The 20,707-nt window shown below is 26.3% G+C and carries 17 protein-coding genes and 1 pseudogene; 17 read left to right on the top strand and 1 reads right to left on the bottom strand.

Annotated features, from left to right (window positions below; all coding sequences use genetic code 11):
* The first annotated feature begins 16 nt into the window (after positions 1-16).
* The 14 genes and pseudogenes from cps2T (at position 17) to BN350_RS10790 (ending at position 15,582) form a co-directional block, all read left to right on the top strand.
* On the top strand, positions 17-1,180 hold the full coding sequence (gene cps2T, locus BN350_RS10850) for a beta 1-4 rhamnosyltransferase Cps2T (protein WP_028043617.1): 1,164 nt from the start codon (positions 17-19) through the stop codon (positions 1,178-1,180).
* Positions 1,164-1,991 carry a LicD family protein gene (locus tag BN350_RS10845; RefSeq protein ID WP_028043616.1) on the top strand — a complete coding sequence of 276 codons (828 nt, stop codon included), beginning with the start codon at positions 1,164-1,166 and terminating at the stop codon, positions 1,989-1,991. The genes cps2T and BN350_RS10845 overlap by 17 nt, the downstream gene beginning before the upstream one ends.
* 45 nt (positions 1,992-2,036) lie before the next feature.
* Positions 2,037-2,981, top strand: coding sequence for a capsular polysaccharide synthesis protein (locus BN350_RS10840; RefSeq protein ID WP_028043615.1), 945 nt, complete (start codon positions 2,037-2,039; stop codon positions 2,979-2,981).
* Positions 2,968-4,212, top strand: a complete 1,245-nt coding sequence (locus BN350_RS10835; protein WP_028043614.1) for a hypothetical protein — start codon at positions 2,968-2,970, stop codon at positions 4,210-4,212. The genes BN350_RS10840 and BN350_RS10835 overlap by 14 nt, the downstream gene beginning before the upstream one ends.
* Before the next feature lie 13 nt (positions 4,213-4,225).
* Positions 4,226-5,251 (top strand): glycosyltransferase family 2 protein, encoded by a 1,026-nt coding sequence (locus BN350_RS19045; RefSeq protein ID WP_049945559.1) that lies wholly within the window; start codon positions 4,226-4,228, stop codon positions 5,249-5,251.
* Positions 5,252-5,262: 11 nt separating this feature from the next.
* A complete protein-coding gene (locus tag BN350_RS20015) occupies positions 5,263-6,246 on the top strand; it encodes a glycosyltransferase family 2 protein (protein WP_187117131.1) in 984 nt (327 codons plus the stop codon).
* Positions 6,239-6,757: an oligosaccharide flippase family protein gene (locus BN350_RS20010; RefSeq protein WP_049945557.1), complete on the top strand. Its 519-nt coding sequence runs from the start codon at positions 6,239-6,241 to the stop codon at positions 6,755-6,757. The genes BN350_RS20015 and BN350_RS20010 overlap by 8 nt, the downstream gene beginning before the upstream one ends.
* Complete coding sequence (locus tag BN350_RS20005) at positions 6,741-7,676, top strand: oligosaccharide flippase family protein (protein WP_315968802.1); 936 nt, start codon at positions 6,741-6,743, stop codon at positions 7,674-7,676. Before BN350_RS20010 ends, BN350_RS20005 begins: the two co-directional genes overlap by 17 nt.
* Positions 7,677-8,748: 1,072 nt before the next feature.
* The gene (locus BN350_RS10815; protein WP_028043613.1) at positions 8,749-9,744 is read left to right on the top strand and encodes a WaaS/CpsH family glycosyltransferase; all 996 of its coding nucleotides are present in this window, start codon (positions 8,749-8,751) and stop codon (positions 9,742-9,744) included.
* Positions 9,737-10,741, top strand: coding sequence for a WaaS/CpsH family glycosyltransferase (locus BN350_RS10810; protein ID WP_028043612.1), 1,005 nt, complete (start codon positions 9,737-9,739; stop codon positions 10,739-10,741). The genes BN350_RS10815 and BN350_RS10810 overlap by 8 nt, the downstream gene beginning before the upstream one ends.
* 123 nt (positions 10,742-10,864) lie before the next feature.
* Positions 10,865-11,262 (top strand): annotated as a pseudogene (tnpA, locus tag BN350_RS19030) (IS200/IS605 family transposase); the annotation flags it as partial.
* Positions 11,263-11,559: 297 nt separating this feature from the next.
* Positions 11,560-13,320, top strand: coding sequence for an NTP transferase domain-containing protein (locus tag BN350_RS10800; RefSeq protein WP_028043611.1), 1,761 nt, complete (start codon positions 11,560-11,562; stop codon positions 13,318-13,320).
* A complete protein-coding gene (locus BN350_RS10795; protein WP_028043610.1) occupies positions 13,317-14,027 on the top strand; it encodes a sugar phosphate nucleotidyltransferase in 711 nt (236 codons plus the stop codon). The genes BN350_RS10800 and BN350_RS10795 overlap by 4 nt, the downstream gene beginning before the upstream one ends.
* Positions 14,028-14,031: 4 nt before the next feature.
* Positions 14,032-15,582 carry a BCCT family transporter gene (locus tag BN350_RS10790; protein ID WP_028043609.1) on the top strand — a complete coding sequence of 517 codons (1,551 nt, stop codon included), beginning with the start codon at positions 14,032-14,034 and terminating at the stop codon, positions 15,580-15,582.
* Positions 15,583-16,199: 617 nt separating this feature from the next.
* Here the strand turns inward: BN350_RS10790 and BN350_RS20290 are convergent.
* Positions 16,200-16,376 (bottom strand): hypothetical protein, encoded by a 177-nt coding sequence (locus tag BN350_RS20290; RefSeq protein ID WP_231385269.1) that lies wholly within the window; start codon positions 16,374-16,376, stop codon positions 16,200-16,202.
* A gap of 142 nt (positions 16,377-16,518) precedes the next feature.
* On the opposite strand from BN350_RS20290, the gene BN350_RS10775 reads away from it, so the two are divergent.
* The 3 genes from BN350_RS10775 (at position 16,519) to BN350_RS10765 (ending at position 20,475) form a co-directional block, all read left to right on the top strand.
* Entirely contained in the window at positions 16,519-17,346 is an 828-nt protein-coding gene (locus tag BN350_RS10775; protein WP_222704652.1) for a tyrosine-type recombinase/integrase, read from the top strand.
* A 75-nt stretch (positions 17,347-17,421) separates the two neighbouring features.
* Positions 17,422-18,906, top strand: a complete 1,485-nt coding sequence (locus tag BN350_RS10770; protein WP_028043607.1) for an LCP family protein — start codon at positions 17,422-17,424, stop codon at positions 18,904-18,906.
* Between the two features lie 129 nt (positions 18,907-19,035).
* The gene (locus BN350_RS10765; protein WP_028043606.1) at positions 19,036-20,475 is read left to right on the top strand and encodes an LCP family glycopolymer transferase; all 1,440 of its coding nucleotides are present in this window, start codon (positions 19,036-19,038) and stop codon (positions 20,473-20,475) included.
* Positions 20,476-20,707 lie beyond the last annotated feature (232 nt).

The raw sequence follows: 20,707 nt of genomic DNA, 5'->3' as shown, positions 1-20,707 counted from the left end.
GGAAAGGAATAGATATATGAAAAATGTATTTATTATAGGATCAAAAGGTATTCCAGCTAACTATGGAGGCTTTGAAACTTTTGTAGATGAACTAGTTTCAAGACAAAAAGATGAGAACATAAAATATCATGTTTCTTGTCTATCCAATGATACTAAAGAATTTCAGTATAAAACTGCTCATTGCTTTAATGTTAATGTTCCCAATATAGGACCAGCTAAGGCAGTTTATTATGATATTTCTGCATTAAAATATTGTGTAGATTATATTAAAAAAAATAATTTAGAATACGCTATTGTATATATTCTTGCATGTCGAATTGGTCCATTTGTAGGTAAATATGTTAAGCAATTACATGCTTTGAATTGCAAAGTTTTTGTCAATCCTGATGGTCACGAATGGAAAAGAGCAAAATGGAACTATTTAATCAGAAAATATTGGAAATTATCAGAAAAACTCATGGTTAAACATGCTGATTTATTAATCTGTGATTCTGAGAACATAGAAGTATATATCCAGGAAAATTATAAACAATATCAACCAAAGACAACTTTTATTGCTTATGGAGCTGATACGACAAAGTCGACTTTACAAGACGATGATGAAAAGCTTCTTAAATGGTATAAAGATGAAGATGTTAAACCAAAAGAATATTATCTAGTAGTTGGTAGATTTGTACCAGAAAATAACTATGAAACAATGATTAAAGAGTTTATGAAATCTGATACAAAGAAAGACTTTGTATTAATTACAAATGTTGAAGAAAACAAATTCTATGAAGAATTGAAGAAACAAACACATTTTGATAAGGATTTAAGAATTAAATTTGTAGGAACAGTCTATAATCAACAGTTGTTAAAGAAAATTAGAGAGAATGCCTATGGATATCTTCATGGACATGAGGTTGGAGGGACCAATCCATCATTACTGGAAGCTCTAGCAACAACAGACTTAAATTTATTATTAGATGTTGGATTTAATGAAGAAGTTGGAGAAGATGGTGCTGTCTATTGGAATAAAGAGGATATGAATCTGGCAAGACTTATCAATAATTTAGAATTAATTAAAGAAAAAGACTTAGCTGAATTATCCAATAATGCAAAGAAAAGGATTAATGAGCATTATAGCTGGGATTTGATTGTAGGAAAGTATGAGGAAATAATAAATGAAAGAAATATCTAATAGCTATGTTCAAAGTGGGGCCTTAGAAGTTATGAAATTTGTACATGAAATTTGTGAAATAGAAGATATTAAGTATTTTTTAATGTATGGAACTTTAATTGGGGCAATTAGACATAATGGTTTTATCCCTTGGGATGATGACTTAGATATTGCAATGGATAGAGAAAATTATGAAAAATTTTTATCATGTTTTCCTAAATATTCAAAAAAATTTTCGTTTTTAGAAATTTTTGAGCCTCGATATAATGATAAGTATCCTTATATGATTGCTAGGGTAAGCGATAATAGATACAAAATTGAAACTGATAATGAAGTAGATTGTGGAATGGGTGTATTTATTGATATATATCCAATGGATGGTTTAGGAAATGATTATAAGGATGTAATTCGTCATGCAAGAAAAATTGATCATTACTCATCACTTATGTTTCGCTCTACTAGAATAAAACCGATGATAAATAAAAGATACAAATTGTTTAGAAATATTATTGAGGTTATTTTATATTTAGTTTCTAAAATTTTTGGAAAACAATATTTTAGAAATAAATTATTGTATCTTTCACAAAAATATAAATATGCTGAATCAAAATATATTGGCTGTGGGGTGTGGTTATCTGGATTTAAAAAGGATATTTATTTGAAAAGTGATTTTGATGAATCAATACTACACAAATTTGAAAAATATAATTTTTACATACCTAAAGAGTATGACCGAATATTAACATCGATGTATGGCAATTATATGAAGTTACCACCAAAAGAAGAAAGAATTGGTCATCATTTCTATAAAACTTACTTGAAAGAAGATTAAGTATTTAACTTAGAATATATTATAATTTTGAAAAGAGGTGTTTTTTTGAAAAAATTCATTATTTTATTTAAGAAAGTTGATGGCATTAATATATTGAAACAGTATGCCAAGGCTCATGTATTAATATTTGCTATTTTTCAAACTATATTGAACGGTTTTTCAGCAAAATCACTAGAAATTGTGAGACTTTCTGTTAATAACAAGATTCAAAAAAAACTAAGAAAAAGAAATTTAGATTTTATTAAAAAATACAAATCAGAACATTGTATGGATAATCTAGAAAGAATAAAAACAAATAAAATATGGGTATGTTGGTTGCAAGGCCTGGAAAATGCACCTATTTTAGTACAAAAATGTTATGATTCATTGCAAAAAAATTTATTAAACAAAGAAATTATATTGATTACAGAAAATAATTATAGAGATTATATTAACTTTCCTGACTTCATTCAGAGAAAGGTAGATGACAACATAATAACAAAAACTCATTTCTCTGATCTTCTTAGATTAGAATTATTAGCTAAATATGGCGGTACTTGGATTGATGCAACAGTTTTTTGTTCTGGAAGCAATTATCCTTCCTATATCTTTGATTCGGATTTGTTTGTTTATCAAAATCTAAAACCAGGGTTAGATGGACATTCTACTCGCATATCAAGTTGGTTTATGACATCATGTACTAATCATCCAATTATACTATTAACAAGAGAACTGATATATGAATATTGGAGATATAACAATATTTTAATAGATTATTTTCTTATCCATGATTTTTTTGAATTAGCTATAGAGACTTATCCTCAAGAATGGCAAAGAGTCATACCTTTTCCGAATTCTATACCTCATATTTTATTATTAAGATTGTTTGATGATTATGATGAAAATATATGGAATGCCACAAAACAATTAACAGATTTTCACAAATTAAGTTATAAATTTTCTGTAGAGCAGTTTTATAAGAAAGGAACATATTTCAATGAAATACTGTGACAATATATTAAATAAACTAACATCATTAATTAAAAATTTAAATCTTGATAAAAAAGTGGTAGTTTCAAATCTTTTATTTTTAATACTTTTTTTTATTAAATGTTTATCTGATTATCAATATTTAAATTATATTGATGAAATATTAACTGTATTTTTTGTACTATATCTTTTGAAAAATACACTATTTCTCATTAAAAATTATAAAATGCTATTAATATTATGGATGTTATTTTTATCTTTTGGTCTTATATCAAATCTTATATATAACTATCAATTGTTTTTTCCTGCATTAATTGATGCTGGTTTAATAGTTAGTAAATTTATAATTGCTTATTTAGCAGCTTCTGTTTATACGAGAAAAACTAATTTTGACTTTATTCAAGTTATTACACCAATCTCAAAATTATTAGTTATAATTTTTACATTGCTAATTATCCATGACATATTTTTTCATCCAATTTATCCAAAAAATGAATATAGATATTTTATGGAGAGTTTACAGTTGATGTTTGGACATCCTACGTACCTTGCGGTGGCAATGGTAACTTTAATAGCAATTCTCTCGTATTCAAACTATAATCATAAAAATATTTTTTATTTGATTTGTTGCAGTTTTATAATATTTACAACATTTAGGTCTAAGGCAATTGCTTTCATATTTGTATATTGGATGTTTTATATTTTTCTTTTTATAATGAAAAAAGAAATTAATTTCATTCCAATTGGAATTGGTGGAATAATATCAATGTTATTTCTTACAAAAGATACAATTATAAATTATTTTTTTAGTCCAACTAGATATTCACCAAGATCAATTTTATTAAATGATAGTTTCGATTTAATGATTAAACATTTTCCTCTTGGTACAGGATTTGGGACCTTTGGTACAACTATTGCAGAACAGTTTTATTCACCTCTATATGTTAAATTAAACTATGATAATAATTTCGGAATGAGTGCTTTAGAATCATATTTTCTAAATGATAGTTTTTGGCCTGCTATTTTTGCTCAAACTGGGATATTTGGAACTGCTATATTTTGTTTGGTTATAATTTATTTTATAAATTGTATATTAAAAAAATATAAGAAAAGCAAGGTTATTTCATTGGCAATGGGAAGTATTATATTATATTTATTAATCACCTCAATTGCTGAATCTAGTTTTTTTAATCCTACAAGCTTACTATTATTTATTTTATTTGGACAAATGGATAATTTGACCAATATCTAGAAAGGGGAAAAGTATGGATGAGATCTTAGTTACAATTATAGTTCCAGTGTATAATGCCGAGAAGTTTCTTGATAGATGCATATTAAGTATAATAAAGCAAACTTATAGAAATATAGAAATTTTATTAATTGATGATGGTTCTACAGATATGAGTTCATTAATATGTGATAAATGGGCTACTAAAGATACAAGGATTAAAGTTATACACAAAAAAAATCAAGGACTTGGCTATGCTAGAAACACCGGCATCGAAAATGCATCTGGGGAGTATCTATGTTTTTGTGACGCAGATGATCGAGTCGATATTAATACTATAAAATGCTGTTTAGAAGCAATTTGTGAAACATCAGCAGACATAGTTAATTTTGGGATTAATTATATAGGTCCTAATAACAAGATTACCAAAATCACTAAACCACTTCAGTATAAAATTTTTGAAAAAAATGAAATTGAAAAAATATTTTTACCAAGACTGATGAATGTAGATCCTATTGATGGTAAAGACTATGGATATTGTATGAGTATGTGTGCTTCAATGTTTAGTATTAATCTTATCAAACGAGCTAATTGGAGATTAGTATCAGAGCGTGAAATTATTTCAGAAGACTTTTATTCATTAATATATTTATATAAACATGTAGAAAAAGTGGTAACTATTCCTCAGGCTTTTTATTACTATTATTATAACAACAATTCTTTAACTCATGTATTCCGTGAAGATCGATTAGAAAAAAATACTTTTTTTTATCAGTGTACTCAAAAAGCACTAGCTGAATTAAATTATAATAGTGATGTAATGAATAGTTTTAATAATTTATATTTGGGAAACTGTATAGCAGCATTAAAACAAATTGTTGCATCTCATTACAAATTTAATAAAAAGTTTGATATCTTAAAAAAAGAGATAAAAAATGAAACGTTACTTAAGGCAATCAAAATATGTAAATTATCTTCACCATTTCAAAGAAAGGTTTTATATTATTTTATTGAAAAGAAAATGACTTTAGTATGCTACGTTTTATTGAAAATAAAATCTTAAAGGAGAAAAAAATGAACAATCCATTAGTCTCAGTTATTGTACCAATATACAATGTAGAAATGTATCTTGATAGATGCATTAATAGCATAGTAAATCAATCATATCAAAACATAGAAATTATCCTAGTAGATGATGGATCACCAGATAATTGCTCATCCATGTGTGAGTTTTGGAAAGAAAAAGATGATAGAGTAGTTGTTTTACATAAAACTAATGGTGGGTTGTCTAGCGCCAGAAATGCAGGAATCTATGTAAGCCATGGAGAATTTCTTTGCTTTGTAGATAGCGATGATTTTATTGATAAAACTATGATTGAAACAATGATTAATGCTATTTATAAGTTTGATTCAGATTTGGCTTGCTGTGGACGTTACGTCCTTTATGATAATGGAAAAATAGAAGAAGAATTCACCCTACCAAAGGAAAAAACTATTTCATCTACTAAAGCAATGCAAGAGATGTTAAGAGGAACATATATAGGGGAACCAGCTTGGGATAAATTATATAAAAGGAGTTTGTTTGATGAAATAAAATTCCCGGAAGGTGAAATTAATGAGGATATTGTAATATTACCTTTAATATTTAAAAAATGTAGTAGAATTGTGCATGTATCTAAACCTTTATATTATTATTGTAAAAACGGTGAAAGTATTACTAGGTCAGGATATTCCCCAAAAAAGCATATTATAATTGAGCATCTTAATCAAATAGAAAATATAATTGAAAAATATTATCCTAACTTAAAAAAAGAGTATAAGTGTTTTAAAGCAAAATATTCACTTTATATGCTCTATTTGATTTTAGAAGATAAAGAGACAAAGAAAAAGTATATTGATGATTATATATGTTATTATAACAATTTAAAAAGTAATTTTATATTATTTGTTCTATCTCCATATTTGAATTATACTGAAAAAATTAAAGGTTTTTTGATTTTAACAAATGTATATTTAACTTTGAAATCCTTTTTGCAAAGGAGAATTTTGAATGAATAAATCTTTAACAAAAAATGCGTTACTAGTTTCTATAAAAACTATTTTTTCTTTAATTATGCCTTTAATAACATTTCCTTATATTACGAGAACTTTACAAGTAAATGCAATAGGACAATATAATTTTGCATTATCTATAGTTAGTTATTTTGTGATTTTTGCCGAATTAGGTATAACTACATATGCAATTCGCGAAGGTGCTAAAATACGTGAGGATAAAGAAAGGTTTACAAACTTTGCGAATGAAATTATTTCAATTAATATAATTTCTACTTTAATAGCTTACATATCCTTATTTATTATAGTAATTTCTTTTGAAAAATTTTCAAACTATTATTTATTAATTATGATTTTGAGTATACAAATACTTTTAGCAACATTTAGTAAGTCCTGGATTTATAATATATATGAGGAATTTGGTATAATTACTATTGCTCAAATTATATCACAATTAATATATGTATGTTGTTTATTGACGTTTATCAAAACCCCTAAGGATATATATATATATTAGTTTTTTTAGTGTATTATCTACAGGGATAGCAAATATATTTTATGGAGTATATGCTAATAAATATTTAAAGTTTAAATTCCATTTTAAAATAATTGTTTTAAAAAAGCATATTAAACCAATTCTATTAATTTTTAGTTCAACCATTGCATCAACAATTTATGTCAATTCTGATATATCAATTCTAGGTTGGATTATTGGTGATTATAGTGTAGGTATATACAGCACATCTGTTAAGATATATACAATTGTGAAACAGGTAATGTTGGCAGTTATATCAGTAACAATTCCTAGATTAACAGCATATACAGAAACTGCAAAGTTTAAATCATTATTTAATCAAGTATTCAATATGCTTTTTACAATTTTGTTTCCTGCTGCCATTGGATTATACTGTATAAGTGAAAATATTGTACTAATCATTGCTGGTGAAGCATATTTAGAAGCTGTCTTACCTTTGCAAATACTGTCAATAGCTCTGATATTTGCTCTATTGGCTTGTATATTTGGGACAGGAGTACTTATTCCATATAGAAGAGAGGATATATTTCTATATGCAACTATTATAAGTGCGATTTTAAATATTTTATTAAATCTTTTATTGATTCCTTTATATAAACAAAACGCAGCTGCTCTAACCACTCTGATTGCAGAAATAGTTGTTTTTTTGATATGTTTCATTAAATCAAAAGAATATTTAAAAAGTTTAAATTATTCAATTATTAAACCAGTTTTTTTTGGAGGTTTAGGTATATATTTGCTATGTAATATTATAAAACTTTTTAAATTCGGTTTTATCTTAGAAACTTTCTTATGCATATTATTATCGGCTATAGTATATATATTTATTGAACTTATTTTAAAAAATGAAATAATTTTTGATATTTATAAAAAAGGAATACATATTTTAAAAAGAAACTAACTTTTTTGATACCATCTGATTTTGTTAAAAGAACAAAATGAATGATACAATCAATAAAAGATGACTTATAAATAAGTCGAAATTATAGTCTTTTAAAAACTTTAACGTAAATGATTAACAGTCTTGTTAAATTTCTGTTATTTGGATTTGAAAAATCTCTACATGTGAAAATTTTAAAGAATTTGTTTTGATATAATCTTTGATTGATTTAATCTTGGTTTTTTAAAGCAGTCATAATTTTATGGATTAAAATTTTCACTCGTTTTGACCAAATGATAGGATGAAATAAGAAATATTCTGTCTATGATCATTATCGTTTTATTGTGACTATATTTTTTCTGTATTCTATTATATTTAACTTTAAAATATGTCTTACTACTATACAATAACAGGTACATCAATCAAGGGTAGGTTTGATATATTGTCCAAATTTTAATATATGAATTGATTTCTTTTTATCAATATCTCCATTATTTTGAGAGACACTCTAACTCAGCTGTTGAGGGATATATTCTTTGATGTCAATGAAAAATTCACTTTGTTTAATTATTTCCAATTCAAAACCATAAATATTCTTATTAAAATTATTAAGATACTTCATAGCACATTTTAATTCGAGACGTTTGCAGTTTTAATATGTGAATATTGAATAACCATTATAACCATGTTCTTATCCCAAATTTAAGAAGTAATTTTCCAATATTTTCTTTGTAATCATGTTAGAACTCATAACTTGTTCTAGGACAGTACGGCTACTTTTTCCTAAAGAATCTGAGGATACAGAGTCAAGAATGCCATTGACTGTCATCCAGCAATATGACCAAATGATTATATATCAATGATAAGTGTTTGAGCTCTAACCTCCCCCTCAATTATTTGTGACAGCAATTTATAGATATACAGATTAGTCTTAAATCAAAAAGATAAAAGACTATCTACTCACCTTTACATGCTTTGTAGTATACTAGTTCTCTTATATTGTAGTATTGGGATAAAAGGAAGCATAGCGTAAGTAGGACATCTTTCAAAAAATATTTGTGCCACACAACAAGGTGTGGAGAATGGAGTAAAAATGAAATATATAATGATAAATGATGAACATGAGTTATATAGAGCAATGATGAATGATTTATTTATACAAAATATCTATGATGTTGTAGAATTACAAAGGATGAAGATACCTTCTTTTTTAAAAAAAATATATAATTTACATTATGATGATAGAATTAATAAGCGTATTCCATTACCATTTAAACAAATCTGGTATCCATTTTATGAACTTCATAAATATGATTTTGACCCAAACGAGAATTATTGTGTAATATTTATGAATGGATCTTTAAGGAAACATTTTGAAAAAGATTATTTATTACAAATAAAAAAGAAGCATGCTAATGTCAAATTTGCTTTGCTTATATTTGATTCTTCAAAATATCCAGGCGCAAGACGTTCCTATGATTTATTAGCTTTGTTTGATTATAAATTTTCTTTTGATAAAAATGACTGCGAGAGATATAAACTAGAATATTTTTATAATTGTTTATCTTTTCCTAAAAACATAAGTGAAGATACCAATAAAAAAAGTGATGCTTTTTTTATTGGTAGCGGTTGTGGGCGCATTAATAAACTTCAAGAAGTTTTTAAGAAAATATCAAATATTTTACCTAATTGTTCTTTTTTTATTACTGAAGTTCCACTCTCAAAACAAGAAAAAATTAGAGGAGTTACATATAATGAAAGATTATCTTTTCAAGAAGATTTGATAAGATCATATAATACAAATTGTATTATTGAAATATTGCGTGATGGACAAACAGGTATTACTTTAAGAACATGTGAAGCAATTATGTTTAATAAAAAATTATTAACTAATAATAGTTTTTTATCAGAAATGCCATTTTATGATAGTAGATATATGCAAATTTTTGAAAAAACTGAGGATATTAATATTGATTTTCTTTTAAAAAAAGAAAATGTACAGTATAAAAATAATAATGTTTTTTCACCAATTAGAATATTAGAAAGAATTGAACAATTGGAAAAACAGAAAGGAGTATCTAATGACTGATTATTTTATTTTTGTACAAAACAATATTAGAGAGGCAAATATACTTGAAGAAAGAATGTTTAAAGATATTTTAAGTGACAAAAAACAATTGACAATCGTAAAAGAAAACTCTATAGGATTAGTTTCCAATATATTAGGACGTAGAAAGGTACAATCGTTCACACAAGGGAAATTAAACTTCCTGTTTATAGAAAAGTATAATCTTTATAAAGAAATTTACAAAATAAATAATAAATATAAAAAAATTTATGTTATATTTTTAAATACAACATTTACAACATCAAGATATCCATTAAGGTTTTTAGAAAGGTTGAAGCAACAGTTTAATAATTTAAGATATATTATTTTTTATATTGATTCTGCTTCTAGAGAAGTATCAAAATATGCGAATTATTTACTTAATAACAAAATATTTGATTTAACTTACACTTTTGATTCTGATGATGCAGCGAAGAATAATCTTATATTTTGGCAAACTCCATATTCTAAACTTTTGGATAAAAAATTTGATATTAATAAAGATTTATACTTTGCAGGTGTTGAATCGGATAGAGGTGCAATATTAAAAAAGTTAATTGAGATATCAAAAAAATTTAATGTCAATGTAACTATGGACGTTATAGTTGATCCAAACAACACCATCTTGAAAGATATAGATTATAATGTAATTTTACATTCTAAAGAAGATATTATGGAATATGATGAAATTATTTCTAAAACATTGGAAGCAAATTGCATTTTAGATATTGTTAGATCTAAACAAGTAGGTTTAACTTTAAGAGCTTATGAAGCTATAGTATATAATAAAAAATTATTAACAAATAATCCATCGATTCTTAAATTATCATTTTATAACGAAAAATACATACAATATTTTAAAGACGTAAATGACATTGATTGGAATTGGGTAAGAGAAAAAAGTATAGTAAACTACAATTATCAAAATGAATTTTCACCTATCAATTTATTAAATGATATTAGAAAAAGATTAGATTAAAAAAATAGACTACTATTTATAATAAGTTAAAAGTATCCAATGAATACTTTTAACTCTTGGGCATTTCCCCACTGCTTGTGGCGTAGCGCCTAAAGTTATTATATAACTTTGGGGTGATTACGAATGCCAGATAGTATGTTTATACACAATTCACATAATGTTTCAAATCTTGTTTACCATTTTGTATGCCCAACGAAATATCGTCGCGTGGTGATAACACAATATGTAGACAAGAGTTTAAAGCAAATATGCGAGGGAATAGAAACAAGATATGATTGGATTACATTTCTAGAAATTGGAGCAGACCAAGATCATGTTCATTTTCTTATTCAGTCATTACCTGAGTATAGTCCAACAAAATTATAATAACAATAAAAAGTACAACGGCAAAACGCATATTTGCTGAACATCCTGAAGTTAAGAAGGTATTATGGGGTGGAAGTTTTTGGAGCGGCGGATTTTTTGTTTCGAGTTGTGGAAAGAATACAAGTGAGAAAACAATCAAAGAATATGTCAAGAATTAAGGTAAACAAGATTCTTATGAACAAATACTCTTAAGATTGTAATCACAATGTTTTCAAATACCCCGTCACAAATGTCTGGGAGACATTTGTGGGTTCTACCTGGGGGAGTTTATTTGATAAATTAGATGAGCAAATATTTAACTAAAACGGTATGTAATGAAATTAATAAGATATGTATTGTGTACTGTTTCATATATAAATAAATTATAAACATACTTCATCTTAAAATCGAGGTCATATGTTGACCTTTATTTGGTGATGTGTTGTTCATTAATATGGAGGTGTATTATCATAATGAACATAATTGCTTTAAATATAATAAAAAAGCTATATCAATATCCGCATTATACTCAAAGAGAAATGTCTAGCGATTTAAATTGTTCTTTAGGAACAATTAATAAAAATATTAAAATTTTAAAAGAGAAAAAGTATTTATCATATAATAATGAAATTACTAATATCTCAATAAAAATGATTAATAAAAATAGGCCAACTAATGCAATTATACTTGCGGCAGGGATTGGACTAAGAATGACACCAATTAATAAAGATATGCCAAAAGGATTTGTTGAAATATATGGAAAAACAATTACAGAAAATATTATTGAAAAGCTCCACAATGTTGGTATTACGGAAATTCATATAGTAGTAGGATATATGAAAGAACAGTATGAACACCTTATTGACAAATATGGTATACATCTTATAGTCAATAATAGATATTTGGAAACAAATAATATCTATTCTTTATATTTGGCAAGAGAATATTTACATAATTCATACATTGTACCTAGTGACATATGGTTCCAAGAAAACCCATTTCATAATATTGAATTAAACTCTTGGTATTTGTTTGATGCTAATCAAAAAGTTATTACAAAATATATGTCACTTAGAAATCAAAAAGTAATTATAAAAAACAAAAAGGATATTAGTAACAAACCATTAAGTATCGCTTATTTAAATTATGAAGATTCAATTGTAATAAAAAATCAATTTGACAAATTAAATGATTCTTATTTTCTTAGAAAACATTATTATTGGGAAGATATTATTATTGGCAACTCAAATGTAGATATTTATAATAAAACTATTAAAGGTAAATCTAAAGAAATCAATACTTTTAAGGATTTAAGAGATTTAGATCCAAATTCTAATAGTCTTTATTCTGATATTATTCAAATTATACTAAATAGTTTAAATATTAATATTTTAGATATTAAAAATATTACATTATCAAAAAAAGGAATGACAAATAGATCATTTATGTTTGAAACTAATGATCAAAAATATATTATGAGAATTCCTGGTGAAGGTACCAATAAATTAATTAATCGTTATGAGGAAGGAGAAGTCTACAAAAAAATTAATCATTTACACATTTGTGATGAAGTCATTTACTTTGATAAAAATAATGGATATAAATTAACTAAATATATTAATAATTCAAAAGTATGTAATCCAGTAAATTTAGAAGACTTAAAAAATTGTATGAAATTTTTAAAGAATTTTCATTCTTTGAATATAAAAGTGGATCATTGTTTTAATTTGTATAAAAAAATTGATTTTTATGAAAAATTAAGAAATGGTAATTCTCTATATCCAGATTATGAAGAGACTAAACAAAATGTATTTAAGTTAAAAACGATTATTGATAATTCTCCTAAAGTGTGGACATTAACGCATATCGATGCTGTTCCAGATAATTTTCTTATCTATCAAGATAAAAATGAGAAAAAAATAAAATTGATTGATTGGGAATATGCAGCAATGCAAGATGCACATGTTGATATTGCTATGTTTTGTATATATGCTATGTACGATAAAAAACAAATTGATCAATTGATTGATATATATTTTGAAAATCAATGTCTCGATAGTATACGTTTGAAAATTTATTGTTATATTGCTACATGTGGATTATTATGGAGTAATTGGTGTGAGTATAAATATCATTTGGGAGTAGAATTCGGAGAATATTCTTTGATACAGTATCGATATGCAAAAGAATATTATTACTATGCAATGAAATTTATTGAAAGGAGTAATATATGAATATAGTAAAACGAGCAATTATCTTGGCAGCAGGTAAAGGAACACGATTGCAACCAGTTAGTCTGACTACGCCTAAACCATTAATAAATGTTAATGGGAAAAGAATGATAGAAACTATAATTGATGCACTATATGAAAACGATATATATGAAATATATATCGTGGTAGGTTATTTAAAAAGTGAATTTAAAGTCCTATTGGATAAGTATGATAACATTACATTTATTGAAAATCCTTATTTTGATACTTGTAATAATATCTCATCGTTATATGTTGCAAGAAATTATCTCGAAGATGCAATTATTTTAGATGGGGATCAGATTATATACAATCCTAATATATTAAAAAAAGAATTTATTAGATCAGGATATAATTGTATTTGGTGCGAGGGAGAAACAGATGAGTGGCTTCTTGAACTAGAAAACAATATAATTAAAAGATGTTCACGTATTGGTGGTAAACATGGATGGCAGTTGTATAGTATTTCTAGATGGTCTAAAAATGATGCAAAAAAATTGAAGAATCATCTTGAAATAGAATTTGAAATTCACAAAAATCATAAAATTTATTGGGATGATATAGTGTTATTTTGTTATTTTAATGAATATCAGCTAGGTATCATGCAAATGGAAGAAAATGATATCATAGAAATAGATGATTTTGAACAACTCATTAATTTAGATCCAAGTTATATAGGAGGAAAATAGCATTATGGTAAATCATAAAAAAATGGATAAAAAACAGATAGACTGGATGATAACTCTATTTCCATTATCACTAATTATTATTCTCTGCATTTTGTTCTTCTATATGCCTAATAAATCAAATAGGGTATTAAGTCAAATACGATTTTTTTTAGGAGATACATTAGGTGTATATTATTTGATAATAGGTTTAGGTATATTTATCTTATCTATATTTATTACTTTTTCTAAATTCGGAGATATACGCCTAGGGAAACCAGACGAAAAACCAAAGTATTCTTTTTTTGCGTGGGGAGCAATGATGTTTACTGCTGGATTAGCCGCTGATATTTTATTCTATTCATTTTCGGAATGGATATTATATGCAACGGATCCCCATATTGCTGAACTAGGAAGTATCCAAGACTGGTCTAGTGTCTTTCCACTATTTCATTGGAGCCTTATCCCATGGGGATTTTATTTAGTATTAGCAGTTGCATTTGGATTTATGTTACATGTAAGAAAAAGAAATAGGCAGAAGTTTTCAGAAGCATGCCGACCGTTACTAGGAAATCATACTAATGGATTTATAGGACGATTTATTGATTTGTTGGCAGTTTTTGCATTAATTGCAGGAACAGCAACAACATTTACATTAGCAACACCATTGATGTCAAGTATCATCAATGAATTATTTAATATAAATATAGATAGAACCGTTGTAACAATTACTATTTTAATTGTTACATGTATTATTTATACATATGCACTTCTTCATGGAATAAAAGGTATTAGTTTTCTTGCTAAAGTTTGCATATATTTGTTTTTCACTCTTTTAGCATTTGTATTATTCTTTAGTGGAGAAACAAAATATATTATAGAGACGGGTTTTTCTTCATTAGGAAGAATGATACAAAATTTTATTGAATTAGCAACATTTACTGATCCGCAAAGATCAACATCATTTCCTCAAAATTGGACAATATTCTATTGGGCATATTGGATGGTTTGGTGCGTGGCTGCGCCTTTCTTTATTGGAAGCATTTCGAAAGGAAGAACTATCAAACAAGTTATTTTAGGAGGATATGTCTTCGGGGTCGGCTCAACATTAATTAGCTTTATTATCCTAGGAAATTATTCTTTAGGTGTACAAATGTCAGGGAGATGTGATTTAATTGCCTTGTATCAATCAACAGGAGATTTATACCAAGTTATTATTACAATTATTCGGACATTACCAGCCTCAAATTTTATATTAATACTACTTTTAATTACAATGATTGCGTTTTATGCCACATCTTTTGATTCTATTGCTTTAATTGCATCATGTTACAGTTATCATAGATTGGGGGAAGGTGAAAAGCCACATAAAATTATTGAACTTATGTGGTGTATATTACTTATTCTTTTACCGATTGCTCTTCTGTTTTCTGATAGCTCAATGACTAATTTGCAGTCTGTAAGTATTATTGCGGCATTTCCAATTGCTATTGTTATAATACTCATTTCTATTAGTTTTATCAAAGATTTAAAAAAATATAATATAGAGTTGAATGAAGCAAATTGTGAAAAAGACTAATTTGTTTTTAAAATTCAAACAATATGATTTCTTATAATATTTGCGAATTAACATTAATATATTTATAATTTAGTAATAGTTTTTGTATTATTAGATTTAGTTGAATATCACTAAAAAAATTTTCTTTTTATATATTGTATTAAGAAAACGTAGTAATAAATTTTTGATAGTAAAGGCATCAATTAATTGATGTTGATTGTAATATCTCTTCACTAAAGATTAAATAATTATCTAGTTAAATAATTAGGAATATGTTGTAAATATGTGTTAAAATAGAATTAGAGATAGTTAATGTCGTCAATTTAAGATAAGAAAATAAAGATTAGCTGTAATACTTTACTTGAAATATAGCTAATCTTTTTATTCGGATAAAAAAGCACGTAAGACACTTTTATGATTGAGAAAAGAGCGATTCGTATATTTATTATATATTTTTTGATTAATAGACTTGAAATTTGGATTAATTTTTATTAGAATCATATTGTTCAATGGAACAGATAGAAATCAAACTTTGGTCGGGGAGATTTCTATCTTTTTTTGTCTTTCTAAAGAATAGTAGATATATAAGTCTATTATAGAATAACATCATGAAATAGAAAAGGAGCAAAATAAAAATATCATAAAAAAGAAAAGGCTGAAAAATAACACGGATACATTTTTTCGTCTTTTAACATACTTCTTGAATCTTCTTTATCAAAAGTCACCCAAAATCTGTCATATTTTTCCCACGTTGGTTTTAGTAAATATAAATGTGTCAAATGTCCACCACTAGAACCTACTAGACATATTTTCATGAATATCATTCCTTTCCATAATGAATATACTTTACGAATGTATTACTATAGAAATGAGGTGAAAAATTATGGAAAAGATGAGTATTATGGAGTTATCAAAGATATGGTTAAAATATAAGGAAAAGAAAATAAAAAAACATCATTGCTTCAATATAAAAGGATTATTGAGAAGTACATAGATGTTTATTTAGGATTTTATTATGTATCAGAAATTACAGTAATGAACATTATTGATTTTATTGATAAGATAGATAAGGGGATATCTAATAAGACGTTACAGGATATACTTGTTGTTTTGAAAAGTATATTGTATTACGGGAATATTATTGGATATAGGTGTATACCTTTAAAAGCTATTCCTTCAGTTAAGGTATTAAAGCATAAAGTTATTACTATTGAAGAAAAAGAATTATATTGTCTTGAAAACTATATCATTCAACATTTAAATTATCGCAATATTGGAATTATGATTTGTTTATATACTGGTTTGAGATTAGGTGAGATTTGTGCTTTACAATGGACGGATATTGATTTAATTGAACAAAGGATTCTTATCAATAAATCAATTCAAAGAATAAGCGAAAATGGAAAAAGTTATACAGAGATAGGAATTCCTAAAACACAAAACTCTATAAGAGAAATACCAATAAATAATGTTTTATACCATATTTTAAAAAGTGTAAGAAATCCTAAAGGATATGTCATTACCGGAACAGAACATTACTTAGACCCACGTACATATCAATATTATTTTAAAAAGATCTTACATGAAATTAAAATTAAAGATTACCATTTTCATGTATTAAGACATACTTTTGCGACGAGATGTGTTCAATCAAATGTAGATATTAAAAGTTTAAGTGAAATATTAGGGCATTCATCAGTTAATACAACTCTCAATATATATGTCCATTCTTCTTTTTATATTAAGAAAACTCAATTAAACAAATTAAAATCACCACAAATATAATAGAGAATCTATAAATTCTTGAAAAGTACACATGAATATGCTAATATGTTCTCGTTTAAAGAAAAGAGGGATAAAATGGCTAAAAAAGCTAAAAATACAAATAATCTTATACAAAAAGTAACATCATGGCAAGTTGTTATTGCAATACAAGCTATTGCTTCAATCGCATTAATTGCATTATTATTTAGATTAAATGCATTACCTATGAAATATTTATTAATTCTTATTGCACTTGTTGTGTTATTGTGTGTTGGAACATTTTTCTTAATGAAACCTTCCTCAAAGAAAGGTCAGGGAAATGTTAGAAATATTGTTGGAAAAGTAGTGAGTTTAATATTAAGTGTATTACTATTAGTTGGATCACTTTATATTGCAAAAGGAAATTCAGTACTTGATTTGATTTCTGGAGCAAATACTCAAACAACAAGAATGTCACTTCTTGTATTAAATGATAGTCAATATAAAGAAATTTCTGATTTAAAAAATCAAACTATAGAAGTTAATAATGCTGTTGATGAAGAAAATATGAGTAAAGCTTTAGATGAGTTAAAGAAAGCAGAATCTTCTATTAAAACAAATGATGTTAAAGATTTTGAAAAGATGGCTGATGATTTATACAGTGGAAAAACTCCAGCTATTCTTGTCAATCAAGCTTATTATATTAATTTAGAAGCTAATCATGAAAATTTTGCAAATGAAACAAGAGAAATCTGGCATTATGATATTACTGAGACAGTTAAAGATATTTCTAAAAATGTGGATGTAACTGAAAAATTATTTACTATTTATATTAGTGGTATTGATACAACTGGGCCAGTATCTACTGTATCAAGATCAGATGTCAATATGTTAGTTACAGTAAATCCAAAGACAAAACAAATTTTAATGACAAGTATCCCTAGAGATTATTATGTGACTTTAGCAAATAAAGATAAAAAAGATAAATTGACACATGCAGGACTTGCAGGCGTTGAAAACTCTGTTAAAACGCTTGAAAATTTCTTAGGAATTGATATTAATTATTATGCAAGAGTCAACTTTACATCACTTATTAAAATGGTAGACGCTTTAGATGGTATTACTGTTAATTCACCAGTTGCTTTTACTACTATGCATGGGCAATATAAGATTGTTAAAGGTGATAATCAAATGGATGGTAATAAAGCATTAGGATTTGTAAGAGAACGTTATGGTTTAGCAAATGGTGATAATGATCGTGTTAAAAACCAGCAACGTGTTTTAACAGCAATGTTAAAGAAAGCCATGTCACCAGCTATTATTACGAATTACAATGGAATTTTAAATTCTATTGCAGGGTCATTTGAAACAAACATGGCTTCAGGTGAAATTACTGATTTAATCCAAATGCAATTAAATGATATGTCATCATGGGATATTCATCAAATTCAATTAAGTGGTCATGGTCAGTCTATGACAGGTGGAGCATATATGCCTAATAACAAATTATATTATATGATTCCAGATGATAAGAGTGTAAGTTCTTGTACATCATTAATTAAAAAAATGATGAATGGAGAAAAGATTACTGTATCTGAATAGAAAAAGAGAGAAGTGTCTTAATAATAGATGCTTCTTTTTATGTAGAAGAAAATTATTTATAAAAGATACAACTTATACACATTTTTGTGATATTATAAGTACATCTTAGTAAAGGGGAGATGGATTTAAATGAAAAATTTTATAAAAAAATTAACAACAATGCCTGTCATTTTAGGTTTACAGATTGTTGCAACGATTATATTTATATTTTTTATCTTTAAATTAGGAGCACTTCCAATGATGTATGCTTGCATACTTGTTGGCATTATATGTTTATTAGATGTTGGAATGTTCTTTCTTATGCGAAATGATCAAAACAATTCAATAAAAACAATTGTTGGAAAAGTGTGTAGTTTGATTATAAGTTTATTATTAGTTGTTGGATCATTTTATATTGCTAAAGGAGATTCTACGTTAGAAAGCATTTCTGGAGCAAATAAGGATACATATACATATTCCGTTATCACAAAGAAAGATAGTCAGATAAAAGATGTGAAAGATTTAACTGATAAGAAGATTGCTATGAATGTGGAGGAAGATCTTCAATATTTTACAAAAGCATTATCTGCTTTAAAAGAAGAAAATCAATCGTTTGAATCTTTAGAAGTGAATGATTTTCACCAGTTAGCAAAAGATTTATATGATAACAAATGTGATTCTATATTTGTCAATGAAGCATATCGTACAATGTTAGAAACAGATTATGAAAGTTTTAATGAAGATACAAAGGTTGTATGGTCTTATTCTATTGATAAAAAATTGGAGGATTTTTCAAAAGATGTTGATGTAACATCAAAACCATTTGTTATATATATAAGTGGTATTGATACTTTTGGTAAAGTATCAACAATATCTAGAAGTGATGTCAATATGATTGTGACTGTTAATCCTAAGACAAAACAGATCTTAATGACAAGTATTCCTAGAGACTATTATGTAACTTTAGCTAATAAAGGTAAAAAGGATAAATTAACACATTCTGGATTAGCGGGTATTGAAAATACTGTTAAAACAGTAGAATCTTTTATGAATATTGATATTAATTATTATGCACGTGTTAATTTTACATCGCTGATTCAAATGGTAGATGCTTTAGGTGGTATTGAAGTAGAATCAGTAGAAGATTTCTCAATAGGACAATATCATTATGTCAAAGGTAAAAATCAGTTAAACGGAGATCAGGCACTTTATTTTGCGAGAGCACGTTATACAGTTACAGGTGGCGATAATGGGCGTGTAGCTAATCAACAGAGAGTCTTAACAGGAATGTTAAAGAAAATGATGTCTCCAGCTATTTTAACGAATTATAATGGTGTTTTAAATTCTATTGAAGGATGTTTTGAAACAAATATGCAATCCAATGAGATTACAAGTCTTATTCAAATGCAATTGAATGATATGGCATCTTGGACATTTGCAACAAAACAATTAAGTGGAACTGGAGCAATGTTAACAGGAGGTGCATATATTCCAGGTAGAAAACTCTATTATATGTTACCTAATGAATCAAGTGTCAAGGAAAATAAGGAAGCTATTCAAAATGTATTAAATGGCGAACCAATTCAATAAGAATATTTAATTAAACGAATTGTTAAATTTTAAGAATTATGTAGTAGTAAACTCTAAAAGTTTGCTACTATTTTTTGTTAATACTTTATTATATTCAATAGATTTAATTTGTAAAACTTTTTGGTAAAGTGGTTTAAGGGAAAATTGATATTATGTTTGTTATAGGAAAGTTCTTATGATAAGTATATAGCTATATTTGGCAAGTCATAACAATATATCAGTTATTCATATT

The organism is Candidatus Stoquefichus massiliensis AP9, assembly GCF_000455285.1.
Classification (GTDB): Bacteria; Bacillota_I; Bacilli_A; order Erysipelotrichales; family Coprobacillaceae; genus Stoquefichus; species Stoquefichus massiliensis.
This window is presented reverse-complemented; position numbering and strand designations above follow the sequence as displayed.

Bases quoted from the DNA above. Each gene is read 5' to 3' on its own strand.
- cps2T (WP_028043617.1), top strand. From the start codon at position 17: ATGAAAAATGTATTTATTATAGGATCAAAAGGTATTCCAGCTAACTAT.
- BN350_RS10845 (WP_028043616.1), top strand. From the start codon at position 1,164: ATGAAAGAAATATCTAATAGCTATGTTCAAAGTGGGGCCTTAGAAGTT.
- BN350_RS10835 (WP_028043614.1), top strand. From the start codon at position 2,968: ATGAAATACTGTGACAATATATTAAATAAACTAACATCATTAATTAAA.
- BN350_RS19045 (WP_049945559.1), top strand. From the start codon at position 4,226: ATGGATGAGATCTTAGTTACAATTATAGTTCCAGTGTATAATGCCGAG.
- BN350_RS20015 (WP_187117131.1), top strand. From the start codon at position 5,263: ATGAACAATCCATTAGTCTCAGTTATTGTACCAATATACAATGTAGAA.
- BN350_RS20010 (WP_049945557.1), top strand. From the start codon at position 6,239: ATGAATAAATCTTTAACAAAAAATGCGTTACTAGTTTCTATAAAAACT.
- BN350_RS10815 (WP_028043613.1), top strand. From the start codon at position 8,749: ATGAAATATATAATGATAAATGATGAACATGAGTTATATAGAGCAATG.
- BN350_RS10810 (WP_028043612.1), top strand. From the start codon at position 9,737: ATGACTGATTATTTTATTTTTGTACAAAACAATATTAGAGAGGCAAAT.
- BN350_RS10800 (WP_028043611.1), top strand. From the start codon at position 11,560: ATGAACATAATTGCTTTAAATATAATAAAAAAGCTATATCAATATCCG.
- BN350_RS10795 (WP_028043610.1), top strand. From the start codon at position 13,317: ATGAATATAGTAAAACGAGCAATTATCTTGGCAGCAGGTAAAGGAACA.
- BN350_RS10790 (WP_028043609.1), top strand. From the start codon at position 14,032: ATGGTAAATCATAAAAAAATGGATAAAAAACAGATAGACTGGATGATA.
- BN350_RS20290 (WP_231385269.1), bottom strand. From the start codon at position 16,376: ATGAAAATATGTCTAGTAGGTTCTAGTGGTGGACATTTGACACATTTA.
- BN350_RS10770 (WP_028043607.1), top strand. From the start codon at position 17,422: ATGGCTAAAAAAGCTAAAAATACAAATAATCTTATACAAAAAGTAACA.
- BN350_RS10765 (WP_028043606.1), top strand. From the start codon at position 19,036: ATGAAAAATTTTATAAAAAAATTAACAACAATGCCTGTCATTTTAGGT.